General features: G+C 67.8%; 12 protein-coding genes and 1 tRNA gene. 3 read left to right on the top strand and 10 right to left on the bottom strand.

Annotation, left to right across the window (positions count from 1 at the left end; genetic code table 11):
• The 6 genes from ACV7NN_RS02330 to ACV7NN_RS02305 are packed head-to-tail and all read right to left on the bottom strand — an operon-like array spanning position 1 to position 5252.
• Positions 1–351: a hypothetical protein gene (locus ACV7NN_RS02330; protein WP_463347976.1), complete on the bottom strand. Its 351-nt coding sequence runs from the start codon at positions 349–351 to the stop codon at positions 1–3.
• Positions 352–393: 42 nt separating this feature from the next.
• Positions 394–1368 (bottom strand): helix-turn-helix transcriptional regulator, encoded by a 975-nt coding sequence (locus tag ACV7NN_RS02325; RefSeq protein WP_463347975.1) that lies wholly within the window; start codon positions 1366–1368, stop codon positions 394–396.
• Positions 1361–2422 carry a helix-turn-helix transcriptional regulator gene (locus ACV7NN_RS02320; protein WP_463347974.1) on the bottom strand — a complete coding sequence of 354 codons (1062 nt, stop codon included), beginning with the start codon at positions 2420–2422 and terminating at the stop codon, positions 1361–1363. Before ACV7NN_RS02320 ends, ACV7NN_RS02325 begins: the two co-directional genes overlap by 8 nt.
• A 43-nt stretch (positions 2423–2465) precedes the next feature.
• On the bottom strand, positions 2466–3422 hold the full coding sequence (locus ACV7NN_RS02315; RefSeq protein ID WP_463347973.1) for an FKBP-type peptidyl-prolyl cis-trans isomerase: 957 nt from the start codon (positions 3420–3422) through the stop codon (positions 2466–2468).
• 58 nt (positions 3423–3480) lie between these two features.
• A complete protein-coding gene (locus ACV7NN_RS02310) occupies positions 3481–4569 on the bottom strand; it encodes a tRNA (adenine-N1)-methyltransferase (protein WP_463347972.1) in 1089 nt (362 codons plus the stop codon).
• Entirely contained in the window at positions 4566–5252 is a 687-nt protein-coding gene (locus ACV7NN_RS02305) for an HAD family hydrolase (protein ID WP_463347971.1), read from the bottom strand. The genes ACV7NN_RS02310 and ACV7NN_RS02305 overlap by 4 nt, the downstream gene beginning before the upstream one ends.
• A gap of 100 nt (positions 5253–5352) precedes the next feature.
• On the opposite strand from ACV7NN_RS02305, the gene ACV7NN_RS02300 reads away from it, so the two are divergent.
• Positions 5353–6276: a proteasome assembly chaperone family protein gene (locus ACV7NN_RS02300; protein ID WP_463347970.1), complete on the top strand. Its 924-nt coding sequence runs from the start codon at positions 5353–5355 to the stop codon at positions 6274–6276.
• Positions 6277–6330: 54 nt separating this feature from the next.
• On the opposite strand, the gene ACV7NN_RS02295 is transcribed toward ACV7NN_RS02300, so the two are convergent.
• Positions 6331–7185, bottom strand: a complete 855-nt coding sequence (locus ACV7NN_RS02295) for an undecaprenyl-diphosphate phosphatase (RefSeq protein WP_463347969.1) — start codon at positions 7183–7185, stop codon at positions 6331–6333.
• Positions 7186–7223: 38 nt separating this feature from the next.
• On the bottom strand, positions 7224–8534 hold the full coding sequence (locus ACV7NN_RS02290) for a M20/M25/M40 family metallo-hydrolase (RefSeq protein ID WP_463351216.1): 1311 nt from the start codon (positions 8532–8534) through the stop codon (positions 7224–7226).
• A gap of 113 nt (positions 8535–8647) precedes the next feature.
• Here ACV7NN_RS02290 and ACV7NN_RS02285 point away from each other — a divergent pair.
• Positions 8648–8732: transfer RNA gene (locus tag ACV7NN_RS02285), tRNA-Leu, on the top strand.
• Between the two features lie 270 nt (positions 8733–9002).
• Here the strand turns inward: ACV7NN_RS02285 and ACV7NN_RS02280 are convergent.
• Both ACV7NN_RS02280 and ACV7NN_RS02275 read right to left on the bottom strand, forming a co-directional pair.
• A complete protein-coding gene (locus ACV7NN_RS02280) occupies positions 9003–10775 on the bottom strand; it encodes a sensor histidine kinase (protein ID WP_463347968.1) in 1773 nt (590 codons plus the stop codon).
• Positions 10772–11452, bottom strand: a complete 681-nt coding sequence (locus ACV7NN_RS02275; RefSeq protein WP_463347967.1) for a response regulator — start codon at positions 11450–11452, stop codon at positions 10772–10774. Before ACV7NN_RS02275 ends, ACV7NN_RS02280 begins: the two co-directional genes overlap by 4 nt.
• Before the next feature lie 86 nt (positions 11453–11538).
• On the opposite strand from ACV7NN_RS02275, the gene ACV7NN_RS02270 reads away from it, so the two are divergent.
• Positions 11539–12543 carry a cation diffusion facilitator family transporter gene (locus tag ACV7NN_RS02270; RefSeq protein WP_463347966.1) on the top strand — a complete coding sequence of 335 codons (1005 nt, stop codon included), beginning with the start codon at positions 11539–11541 and terminating at the stop codon, positions 12541–12543.
• The last annotated feature ends 15 nt before the right edge of the window (positions 12544–12558 follow it).

Here is a 12558-nt window from a genome sequence, read left to right as displayed (position 1 = left end):
TCAGGTCCTTCTGGTCAGATGCGAAAACTGTTGCGGATCCGCTTTTACGAGAAGTTTACCCCGCTTCACCAGTGAATCCCTGCGAGCTTGCCGACGGCGCTCACGGTCATAGAGATCCTGCTCGCGCGCCGCCCGAAGCTCTCCGGCGTCCGCGAAGACCGCGGGTGCGAGGCGTTCCTCGCCGAGTTCCTCGGCACGCCGCTGGAGCACCTCCGTTTTGTCGGCGAGCCGTCCCAGTTCGTCGAGGGCGGCCATCGATTTACGGAACAGGCTTACGCCGAACAGAACGAGCATCCCGAGCAGTGCGAGAACCAGCACCACCCAGATGACGACCCAGGACCACCACGGCATGCCAGCGAGTCTACGGGACACGCGCCATGCGAGTGGGCGGAGTCATTCGTAACGGGCTGCTCCCGCTGCCGCCCACTCGGCGACGGCGGCACGGGCTTCGGGGGGCCCCAGGACTGTCACCATCCCGGACAGGCCGCCGACGAGCCGTTTGAGGCCGTGGTAATGGGCGACCCTGACGTTGGTGCGCACGAACGTGCCGTCGTCGGCGAGGTCGGCGCCCTCGGGGATGTAGTCCGCGATGAGCGGCAGGGCCGAGGCCGAGACCTGGATATCGACGATGAGGTCGTCCGGCGAGCCCTCGAACAACGTCTCCGGCAGCGTGACATCGGCGGGCCGGTATGTGATCGGCTCATCCGTCGCGTGGAGGTCGCTGATGCGGTCGAGGCGGAACGTCCGGATCGCCTTGCGCAGGTGGCACCAGCCGCGCAGGTACCAGTCCTGATCCACGGACTCGATGCGCAGCGGATCGACCCGGCGGCGTTCGTGTTCGCCGCGCGAGTTGAGGTAGACGAACTCGAGTTGCGTGCCGTCGGCGACGGCGTCGCGGATCAGTTGGAGGGACTCGTCGGTCTCCGACCCGGCCACGGCCACCTGGCTCGGGACCGCGGATGCACCGCGCGCCAGTTTCGCCATCAGCGAGCCGATCACATCCCGGTCCGCGTTCTCCGGAAGAGCGGACAGGTACTGGAGCCCGGCGATCAGGGCCGCGGCCTCCCGCGCCGAGAACCGTGGAGAATCGTCGATCGCGACCAGGTGGGTCAGCACGATCTGGTCGTTCTCTTCGAAGTCGTCCCAAGCGATGTCGAAGAGGTCGCCGTGCTGGTAGGAGCTGGTCTCCCCCGGCACGCCCGAGACAGCGATCAGGCGGACGGCCTCGCGGAGTTGGGACTTCTCGACGCCGAAGTGCTCCGCCGCCTCCGAAACGCTGACGCGGTCCCGATCCATCAGGTACGGCACGAGTGCGAGGAGGAAGGCGAGCTTGTCCTGCGCCTGCATCGGCCGGCGACGGTCAGCCATCGGATCCCCCCTCGGCGGCGGCGCTCCTGTCGCCGCGCGCGGCGGCGCCGGTGTGGGCATCAGCGTGAGCCGCGACCGTCGCGGCCAGTCGGGCCCTGACCCGCTCGCGCAGGTGCGGTGGGGACAGAACGACGATCTCCGGGCCGTAGCTGGCGAGCTCATCCGCGATGATGTTCAGGTCCGAGTAGTTCACCGACAGTCGCGTGTTGCCCGGCGCGCCGCCGTAACGCTTGTTCAACCTGGTCGCCGCATCGGAATCGGGCACCACCTCGATCTCGGCGCGGTTGCTCCGCCAGATCCGTTCGAGTTCGTCGAGCGCGTGAGCCGCGAAGTCGGTGCCGACAGGCTCGAACGTGCGGTTCGTGGGCGTGACCGGTCCGACCATGCGCGACAGGAGGAACGTTCGCGGTCCGTTCGCGTCCTGGTCGGTGCCGTGGAGGTGCCACCGGCCCTGGTGCTGGATGAGTGCGAGCGGTGCGACCGTGCGGAGCCTGGATGCGGACTCGCCGGGCTTCAGGTACGGGAACCGCACGATCGTGCGGCGTTCGAGCGCGACGCTCAGCGGCTCGAAGGCGCTTTCGCGGACCCTCAGCCGTGGCGCGTAGCCCAGGATGGGCTCGTCGGACTCGACCCCGAGCGAGCGGAGCTTCATGATCGCTCGGCGGGACTCCGCCGAGAGGGAACCCTCCCGCCAGACCGTCGCTGCCAGTCCCAGCAGAGTGATCTCCTCCGCAGAGAACACCACGTCGGGCGGGAGGTCGTATGCGCCTTTCGGAATGCGGTAGCGCAGGGTCTGGTTGTTGCCCGCGTCACCCGGGGACTCGACCGTTTCGAGTGGAACGCCGAGTTCGCGGATGTCGTCTTTGTCGCGCTCGAACTGACGCTCGAGACTGGCGTTGTCGCCCGACGACGAATAGCGCTGGCGATACCCCTGCACGGTCGACAGGATCTCGCTCTTCGTCAGTCCTGTCTCGGTGGCGAGCAGGGCGAGCACGAGGCTGAAGAGGCGTTCTTCGACCGGCACGCGCGGACGCGAGGAAGACGAGGAAGGCACCCCTTCATCCTAAGGCCGCGGGCGGCCAGGGACGCGGAATCGGCTAGACGATGCCGAGGATGTCGACGACATAGACCAGCGTCGCGTTCTGCGGCACCGGTCCACTGCCCTGGGCGCCGAACGCCTTGCTCGGCGGAACGATGATCGTCACCTGAGAGCCGACCTTCTGACCCACGAGGCCCTCGACGAGCCCGCGGGGAAGCGAGGTGCCGGAGGCCGTCTGGCCCGACGACATCTGCAGGGTGGCCGGAGTGCCCGTGTCCCACGTGCTGTCGAAGACCGTGCGCTCCTTCCAGAGCACGCCGGTGTAGTGGATCACCACGGTGTCGGACTTCGTGACGGTCTTGCCATCGCCCTGCTTGTTGACAGCGACTTCGAGCGAGGTCGGCGGTGCGATGGTCGGCACGGTGACGCCCGGGCGCCCGCCCGGGGCGATGACGACGGTCGGGAGGCCGGGCCGGCCCGCCTGCGGTGTGCCGTTCGCGGCCGGGAGGTAAGCTTTGTTCACGTCGACCACGATCACGACCGTGTCGGTCGGTTTGACACCTGCGCTCGAGGCGCTCGAGCCGAGTCCGTCCTTCGGGGAGACCGCGATGGCGAGCCGGGATCCGACCGTCGCGCACTGCAGGCCCTTGTCGAGACCGGGGATCGTCTGGCCGACCACGAGGGAGGACCCGGAGGACCCGCCGTACTGCGTCGTCTGAAGCAGCTTGCCGTCCGTGCCGTTGTAGATCATGAAGTCGACGACGACCTGCTGGCCTTTGTGGATCGCCGGGCCGGTGCCCTCGATCACGGTGGTCCGCTGCGACGTCGACGTGCGAACCGGGGTGGGGAACGTGACCATCGGGTGCTCGCCGAACTTGCCGGAGACGTGGACGACGTCGGAGGCACTCCCCGACTTCAGCGCCGTGTCGCAGTTGGCGTTCGGGTCGGACGAGCACGCCGTGAGCGTGACAAGGAGCAGTCCTGCGGCTACGAACAGAGCGGATGCGCGGTGCACGAGTCCTCTTTCGGTGCGATCGACGGGAGCGGGGAGGGCTGGCCTCCGGCATCCCATGCTAGTTGATGGAGTCAGGTGCGCCCTGCGCGCCCGTGTCCGCGCCGGTCTCGACCTCGGAGCCGGGCTGGGAGGAGCCGGCGTGGCCGGCATCCCCTGCAAGGTTTCGCGCTTTCGAGAGCTCGGCTCCCGTGCCGGCCGCGCGCACCCGCTTGCGCAGGCTCTTCGGGCTGACCTGCCGTTCGCCGAGCGCCCCGGGCGTCCAGGCTTCGACATCTTCGTCGCTGTAGTCGCTCTTCGACGGGCGGCGCTTGAGCTCGGGCAGAATCGTTCCGGGAGCCAGCCGACGGGCGGTGACCAGGAACCCGGTGTGGCCGATCATCCGGTGGTCGGGGCGCACCGCCAGTCCTTCGACGTGCCAGCCGCGGACCATCGTCTCGTTCGACTGCGGGTGCGTGTACTGCCCGGATGCGCGGATCGCCTCGGCGACGCGCGACAGCTGGGTGACCGTGGCGACGTAGCAGAGCACGACCCCGCCGGGCTTCAGCGCCTCCGTGACCGCATCCAGGCACTCCCAGGGGGCGAGCATGTCGAGCACGACCCGGTCTACCGACTCGGCGGGAACCGTCTGCGGGAGGGTGTCCTGGAGGTCGCCGACCGTGACCGACCAGTTGTCGGGGTCGCGTCCCAGGAACGTCGCGACGTTCCCGCGCGCGACCTCCGCGAACTCGTCGCGGCGCTCGAACGACCGCAGCGTGCCTGCCGGGCCGATCGCTCGCAGCAGCCACAACGACAGCGCGCCCGATCCGACTCCGGCCTCCACCACGGTCGCACCGGGGAAGATGTCCGCGAGGGCGAGGATCTGTGCCGCGTCCTTCGGATAGATGATCGCGGCTCCGCGCGGCATCGACATGACGAAGTCGTTGAGGAGCGGGCGCAGCGCCAGATGCTCGACGCCGACATTGTTCGTGACGACCGATCCGTCGGGAAGCCCGATGATCGCATCGTGCGCCAGCACGCCCCGGTGCGTATGGAAGACCTTGCCGGGCTCCAGCGTGATGGTGTTCAGCTTGCCCTTGGGGCCCGTCAGCTGCACGCGATCGCCCGCGCGGAACGGACCGCTGCTCTGCGGGAGCTCCGACGCGTTCACAGCGCGGCCGTCCGGGCCGTCGCCAGTTCGACGAGGTCGTCGACCGTGCGACCCGCAAGCGTCGTCCAGAGGACGTGCTCGTCGGTGTCCGGGAGCGGAATGATGTGTGGGACCCCGATCGTGGTGGCTCCTGAGGCGACGGCCGACGCCAGTCCTGCCACCGAATCCTCGATCGCGACGCACTGGCGCGGATCGACACCGAGCAGTTCCGCCGCTTTCAGGTAGGCCTCCGGATGCGGCTTGGGTTCGGCGACCTCGTCACCGCTCACCACGACATCGAAGGCATCGAAGGGGATGCTCGACACGACCTGCTCGGCCATACGGCGGACCGACATCGTGACCAGGGCCGTCGGGACACCGCGTTCGCGACACTCCGCGAGCAACTCCCTCGCGCCCGGCCGCCACGGCACACCGACCTCTTTGAGCTGGTTCTGGACGCGGTCGGTCAGCCGTGAGACGATCTCGTCGGGTTCCAGGTCAACACCGCGCGACCTCAGGATGTCGGCGGATATCCACAGGCCCTGGCCGACGAGGGCGAGCCCGTCGTCATGGGTCCAGACCTGCCCGAACGACGCCACGAGTTCGACTTCTGCCGCCATCCAGTACGGCTCGGTGTCGACGAGGGTCCCATCCATATCCCAGAGAACGGCAGCGGGGAGGGAGGGTGGAGTCAGGGAGGTCACGGGGTCCAAGTCTAGTCCGGGCGCCCCGGGCCTATCCTTGAAGGATGGCGGCCGCACGGTCGCCGCGACGGAACGGGGTACCTGGATAGTGGCACAGGGCATGAACTTCCTCGGCGGCCGGCTGCTGGTCGTTGCGTTCGAGGGGTGGAACGACGCAGGAGAGGCAGCGAGCGGAGCGGTCAGGACCCTCCAGGACGTCCTCGAGGTCGTGCCCATCGCCGAGGTCGATCCAGAGCTCTACTTCGACTTCCAGTTCAACCGGCCGACCGTCGTCACCGACGACGACGGTCGACGCCGGCTGGAGTGGCCCTCCGCGGTGATGTACGGCCCCGTCCGCCCCGGCGAGACGGCCCCGGGACTCGCGGACGATGCGAACCTCCAGGTCAGCGGCAACAACGTCGGCAACATCTACCTGCTGCTCGGCACGGAGCCTTCGCGCAGCTGGAAGAGCTTCACCGCGGAGATCCTCGACGCCGCGCTCGCCGCGGACATCACTGCGATCGTCTTCCTCGGCGCGATGCTCGCCGACGTCCCGCACACCAGGCCCATCTCCATCTTCGCCTCCAGCGAGAACGCGGCCGTGCGAAGCGAGCTGCAGATCGAGCGGTCGACCTACGAAGGCCCGGTCGGCATCCTGAGCGCGATCGCCGAAGGCGCGGAAGCCGTCGGCATCCCTACCGTCTCCATCTGGGCCTCGGTCCCCCACTACGTGCACAACGCGCCGAGTCCGAAGGCGATGCTCGCCCTGATCGACAAACTCGAAGAGCTCGTCGACGTCACGATCCCCCGCGGCAACCTCGTCGAAGAGGCCGCAGCCTGGGAGGCGGGCATCGACGCGCTCGCCGCCGATGACGACGAGATGGCCCAGTACATCCAGCAGCTCGAGCAGGCGCGCGACACCGTCGACTCGCCGGAAGCCAGCGGTGAAGCGATCGCGCAGGAGTTCGAGCGCTACCTGCGTCGGCGCGGCGACGGGCGCGACGGCCAGGCCGGCGGTCGCCCGGACGAACCCTGGCGCAGTTGAGGGTCCCCCGGGTGCGGCCCTGGCGAATCGCCTCGTCCCGCGCTCGGAAGGTGTCTAGGCGGCCAGCACGCCCGTCGAGAGCAGCACGATCAGCAGCACTCCGACGACGATGCGGTAGATCACGAAGGGCAGGAAGCTGTGTCGTGAGATGTAGCCCATGAAGAACGCGATGACCAGCAGGCCGACGGCGAAGGCCACCACGGTCGCGGCAGCCGTCTCGAGCGGCCCGAACACCTCGGGCGTGCAATTGGTGGCCGCGGCGACGCAGGGCTCCTTGATTGACTTGTACAGCTGGAAGAAGCCGCTGCCGAACACCGCAGGCAGTGCGAGCAGGAACGAGTACCGGGCGGCAGCGCGACGCTGGTAGCCCATGAACAGACCAGCGGTGATCGTTCCGCCCGACCGGGACACGCCGGGGATCAGCGCGAGTGCCTGCGCGAACCCGAAGATGATGCCGTGACCCCAGGTGAGTTCCTTCAGGCGCCGCGTCTTCGCCCCCACGGCGTCGGCGACTCCGAGCAGGATGCCGAAGATGATGAGCGTTGCCGCCACGATCCAGAGGGAGCGGAGCGTCGTCTCGATCTGGTTCTGGAAGAGGACGCCGAGAACGACGATCGGGATGGAGCCCACGATGACCAGCCAGCCCATCCGCGCATCCGGATCGTCACGTGGCACGCGCCCGAACAGCGACCGGAACCACCGGCTCACGATCCGGACGATGTCCTTCCAGAAGTAGATGAGCACCGCGGTCTCGGTGCCCAGCTGGATGATCGCGGTGAACCGTGCACCCGGGTCCGCGCCCGTGCCGAGGAGCTCACCGACGATGCGGATGTGCGCGCTCGACGATACGGGAAGGAACTCGGTGAGTCCCTGCACGAAACCGAGGATCAGGGCGTTGATGAAATTCATGTGCGTCTTTCCGAGGCAGGCGCGGCGTGATGCTGTGCTCAGTAGTTCAGGAGGAGGTCCCGGAGGACGGTCCTGCCAAACACTAGCGCGTCGAGTGGCACACGCTCGTCGACGCCGTGGAACATCCCCGGAAAATCGAGTTCCGGTGGCAGTCGAAGGGGCGCGAACCCGTAGCCGGTGATGCCGATCAGGCTGAGTGCCTTGTTGTCGGTGCCGCCCGACAGCAGGTACGGAAGCACCGGTGCACCGGGGTCGTGGGCGTCGAGTGTGTCGACGATGGCGTCGATGAGCGGACCGTCGAAGGCCGCCTCCAGGCCGACATCCCTGTGCATGACCTGGATCTCGATCTCGGGTCCGACGAGGTCACGCACCTGGTCGAGCACAACGTCCTCCTCGCCGGGGAGCGTCCTGATGTCGATGAGTGCCTCAGCAGTGTCCGGGATCACGTTGTGCTTGTAACCCGCGTTGAGCAGCGTCGGGTTCGTCGTCGTGCGCAGCGTGGCCAGGATGAAGCCGGATGCGGTGCCCGTGCGGAGCACCAGCTCGTCCGGCCCGACGCGCTCAGGGTCGACGTCGAGCAGTCGCGCGAGCTCCGCGAGAAGCTGCGTCGTCGTCGCCGTGAGCTGGATCGGCCACTGTCTGCGTCCGATCGCGACCACGGCTTCGGCGAGCCTCGTGATCGCATTGTCACGGATGAGACGGGATCCGTGAGCCGCGCGCCCCCGCGCGACCAGCTTGATCCACACGAGCGACTTCTCCCCTGTCTGCATCAGGTAGGCGCGGCGGCCGTCGAGCTCGATCGAGTATCCGCCGACTTCGCTGATCGCCTCTGTGGCGCCCGCGAACAGCTCGGGGTGGTGCTCGACGAGGTGGTGCGATCCTCGACGGCCACCGTCCTCCTCGTCGGCGAAGAACGCGACCACCAGGTCGCGGGCCGGCTGCCGACCCGAGCCGAGGATGTCACCGAGTGCGGCGATGATCATCGCGTCCATGTTCTTCATGTCGACCGCGCCGCGTCCCCACAGCATCCCGTCTTTGATGACTCCGCCGAACGGGTCGACCGTCCAGTTGCGCGGGTCTGCAGGCACGACATCGAGGTGGCCGTGCACGACGAGCGCAGGCTTCGACCGATCGCGGCCCTCGACCCGTGCCACGACGCTCGTGCGCCCCGGATCGGAATCGAACGACTGCGTCCGGAGACCGATCGCCTCCAGCCTGGCCGCGACATAGGCCGCCGCTTCGCTCTCGCCGTTCGACCGGCCCTCGCCGTAGTTCGTCGTGTCGAAGCGGATCAGGTCGCGGGCGATGATCGCCGTTTCGTCGAGTGTCGGGTCGTCGGTCGCGCTCATCATGCCCCAACGCTATCGGTGCCGTCCGGGGGCCCACCACCGCGACGAACGGGCGCCGATTTTCGTGCTAAGGTCTTACGTCGGCGGCTGATTCGTCAGCGGCTGATTCACCTGTCCGGGTGGCGGAAATGGCAGACGCGCTAGCTTGAGGTGCTAGTGCCCGTATAGGGCGTGGGGGTTCAAGTCCCCCCTCGGACACACTGTGTTGAGACAGTAGTAACAGAACAAATGCCCCGGTCGACTGATCGGGGCATTTGTTCTGTGGGCATCCCCCTGCGACGCTCGCACAGAAAGAATCCGAGGCCGGCTCTTCACGTTCGGGTCGTGAAGATGGCGGCCCCGGTGTTCTCTTCGAGGCTACAAAGGACCACCGACGCGGACGCGCCGATGGTCGGTTGATGCGACACACAGCGCGAGGTGCCGACGCCGAGGCCGAGCTGTCCGTTCACCTGCCAGGAAGGTTGGGGTTCAGGCGAGAACGACGGTGAGGACGACCTGCTCGTCCTCCGTGTGGATGCTCACATCCGACGCGGTTCGGCGAAGAGTCGCAAGACCGATGCCACCCTCTGTGTGCCGGTTATCAGCGAGGGTTCCCTCCGAACGGAGCTCGACCACCACGGCGTCTCTCAGTGCGTCGTGACGAAGGCCCACCGACACCGCGTCCCCGCGACCGTGGCGTACAGCGTTCGTGAGTCCTTCCGAGAGCGCGTCGACGACGGCAGCGGCGCGTGCGGGATCCTCGTCGAGGGCAGTCCAGACCGCGCTGGTGGCTTCCACATCGATTCGCAGGGCCGTCCCCCACAGCGACAGGATTCCTTCAACCGTCTTCCGGGCGGACAGCGTGGGCCCGGCTGCGGCCGAGAACAGCTCGCGTTTGACATCCGCGACAGTCCTCGCAACGACCACGGATGCGCCCTCGACGCCCAGAGTTCCCCTTCCGTCGGTCGAAGCGCGCAGTCCGAGCGATGCCGCGATCAGCTCGGCCTGGACTGTCGCGTGCAGCACGTGGGAGAGACGGAGGCGCATATCCGCGAGGCGGCGCTGCGAACGGCTCGCGAGCCGGACACGCTCGCGAAGAGACGCGGCAAGGGCATCCTCGTCGGCGTGCAGCTGGACGGAGACCGAGCGGATGACCGCGATCGTGACTGCGACGAACGGGTAGCTTGCGACTTCGGCCCAGTAGAACTCGGCTGCGTAGCCGAAGATGTGGAGTGCAGTGGCGTTCTGCAGCGCCGCGAGGACGGCCACGCCGGTGTAACAGGCGACGATCGCGAGGATCCTCCACACCGCTGGCTGGATGCGCGAACCGACGGCGTATGTTGCGGCATTGCCTGCGAGGTAGATGCCGCCGATGACAGGCGTCTGGATGACGGTCACAGCGAGCCCGTACGTTGTGAGGAAGTGCGGGAAGACCAGGATCAGGTAGACGAGCGTGATCACGATCGGAGGATCGGGTTGGAGCCCACCTGCAATGCGACGGAATCGAACACCGATGCGGACAGGACGTCCCGGATCGAGGTCCGCCTCGGCATCGATACCACTCGACGTCGGGCCGGGGTTCCCCGCATCCGCCGATTCCGCATCCCGGAACAGCTCGTGGCTCATCGGACGCACGACATCGTCGGAGATCCTCCGCAGCAGCAGGGCCGCGTCCGCCGCGGCGAGGTCGCGGCCGGCGGCGCTCATCGCCGCGTCGATCCGGTCGGAGACGGTCGCGGCGAATTCCAGACGGAGCCCGTCGACCTGGCTGTCCGCATCCGCCCGGCGCTTCTCGACGGCGGTCCGCGCTGCGATCAGCCGTCGCTGGACCTCGCCGTGCTCACGGAGGACGTCGACCACCACCGCGATGAGCGGCAGCATCACGATCGCGCTCACCACGTTGATCGTGACCCGGGAGATCACGTCACCCTGTGTGACCTCGATCCCCAGCAGCGGCGCGAGCGAGACCGCAAGAAGCGGGCGCGCCACACCGATCGCCGCGAAGAGGAGCAGTGTGGTCATGGCGCGATGGCGGCCCCGCCCCGGTCGCAGGATCGTGAGCCGCGACACGAGCAGGACGCCCCCGAGAAGCAGATGGGCGACCAGGGCGACCAGGAACGCGCGATCCGCGGGCTGCCCGGCCCGGAGGAACTCGTATCCAGCCATCACCGTCACGGCGAACGGCAGGGTCAGCAGCCACGACCAGATCGTGATCGCGTTGTCACCGAAGGCTCGCGCGATCCAGGGATAGCGACCCGTCATGCCGAGTGCTGCTCCGGTGCCGTCTCCTCCGCGTCCGTCGGGACGCCGAAGACGCGGACGTACATGTTCGTCGCTGCGACCCGCGGCGTCATCGATGTGTCGTTGGCGAGGCCCAGCGCCTCGTAGGTCCGCGTGACCGTGCGTTCCAGGGCGCGCACGCTCGTCTCTCGCTGGCGTGCGATCTCCATGTTCGACCAGCCGAGCGCGATGCGACGGAGCGTGTCGAGCTGGGTCCTGCTGAGTGCTCCGATGAGCTTCTCGGCCTCGGAATGCTCGGCGTCCACGGTGACCGGCCGCTCGGCGAGCGTCGCCTCGACGACCTCCACGAGTTCGTCGACCGATCCGATCGCCGACTTGTTGATGAACGAGGCGCCGGGGATGCCCGTTGGGCCGGTCCACGCGGCGGCACGGGGGTGGTTCGTCAGGAAGACCACCGCGGTGTGCGGAGCCCTGGCGTGGAGGATCGTTGCCAACTCGAGTCCGTTCGGGCGCTCCCCCAGCTCGACGTCCGTGATCAGCACATCCGGATCGATCCGGTCGAAGTCCGCGACGGCAGCGGCCGCCGACGAACGTGCATGAACCTCGAAACCTGCGTGCGTGAGCGCATCCGAGACGAGCGCGCGCATCAGCGCGTGATCCTCGACGACGAGCGCGGTCCGCACCCAGGTAGCTGACATGTCCTCAGGTTAGTTGCTGGCGGAGGGAAGCCCTGTTCGCTCCGGGCGCGTCGCACGAGTCGGGGCGTGGGGCTACTGTGTGCGACATGACTGCAGCGCCCGATCAGGTCACCGGCAAGCGCCAGGCGGGGAGCCTGCGCACCGTGATAATTGCGTTCGGCGCGAATGTGCTCGTCGCCGCTGCGAAGACCATCGCGGCCATCGTGACCGGCTCCGCGTCGATGGTCGCCGAATCGGCGCACTCGTGGGCGGATGCGGGGAACGAGATCTTCCTGCTGCTGGCCGAGCGGAGGTCGGCACGACCGCGGGATTCCGCGCATCCGGTCGGCTACGGACGCGAAGCGTACGTGTGGTCGCTGATCGCGGCTTTCGGCCTTTTCACCGCCGGTGCCGTCTTCTCGATCATGCACGGCATCGCCGAGCTCACCAGCACCGTGCCCGGCAGCAATTTCGGCATCGCCTACGTCGTGCTCGCTGTCTCGTTCGTCTTCGAGGGGATCTCGTTCGCCCAGTCGTACCTTCAGGCCAGGCGGATGGCCGGTGCACGCGGGGCCGGGACGCTCGAGCACGTGCTCGTCACATCCAACACCACCCTGCGTGCCGTCTTCGCGGAAGATGCCGCAGCACTCATCGGTCTCGTGATCGCCTTCGCCGGCGTGCTCACCCACCAGCTGACGGGCAACGCGGTGTTCGACGCGGTCGGCTCGATCCTGGTCGGGATCCTCCTCGGCGTCGTGGCGATCATCCTCATCGACCGCAACCGGCGTTTCCTCATCGGTGAGCCCGCATCGGATGCGATCACCGACACCGTTCTCGCAGCACTGCTCGAGCGCGACGAGATCGAGAAGGTGACCTACCTGCACCTCGAATTCGTCGGACCGGAGCAGTTCGACCTCGTCGCCGCGGTGGACCTCTCGGGCGATGACCCGGAATCGGACGTCGCGGCAGAGCTCGACGCCATCGAGCGTGAGCTCGAGAAGAGCCCGTACATCACCGGGGCCGTGCTGACGCTGTCGCGCCCCGGTGCGCACGCGCTCGAGGCGACGCCGCGGGACGGCGGGCTCGGAAGTGTCGGGACCGTGATCCACTAGCGGCGGTAGGATCCG

Source organism: Leifsonia sp. Ger2509, from assembly GCF_055231915.1.
The sequence above is the reverse complement of the archived record's forward strand: the minus strand, read 5'-3'. Positions and strand labels throughout refer to the sequence as shown.

Excerpts from the sequence above, each read along its gene's own strand:
- ACV7NN_RS02330 (WP_463347976.1), bottom strand. The coding sequence starts at position 351 with ATGCCGTGGTGGTCCTGGGTCGTCATCTGGGTGGTGCTGGTTCTCGCA.
- ACV7NN_RS02325 (WP_463347975.1), bottom strand. The coding sequence starts at position 1,368 with ATGGCTGACCGTCGCCGGCCGATGCAGGCGCAGGACAAGCTCGCCTTC.
- ACV7NN_RS02300 (WP_463347970.1), top strand. The coding sequence starts at position 5,353 with ATGAACTTCCTCGGCGGCCGGCTGCTGGTCGTTGCGTTCGAGGGGTGG.
- ACV7NN_RS02295 (WP_463347969.1), bottom strand. The coding sequence starts at position 7,185 with ATGAATTTCATCAACGCCCTGATCCTCGGTTTCGTGCAGGGACTCACC.
- ACV7NN_RS02290 (WP_463351216.1), bottom strand. The coding sequence starts at position 8,534 with ATGAGCGCGACCGACGACCCGACACTCGACGAAACGGCGATCATCGCC.
- ACV7NN_RS02280 (WP_463347968.1), bottom strand. The coding sequence starts at position 10,775 with ATGACGGGTCGCTATCCCTGGATCGCGCGAGCCTTCGGTGACAACGCG.
- ACV7NN_RS02275 (WP_463347967.1), bottom strand. The coding sequence starts at position 11,452 with ATGTCAGCTACCTGGGTGCGGACCGCGCTCGTCGTCGAGGATCACGCG.
- ACV7NN_RS02270 (WP_463347966.1), top strand. The coding sequence starts at position 11,539 with ATGACTGCAGCGCCCGATCAGGTCACCGGCAAGCGCCAGGCGGGGAGC.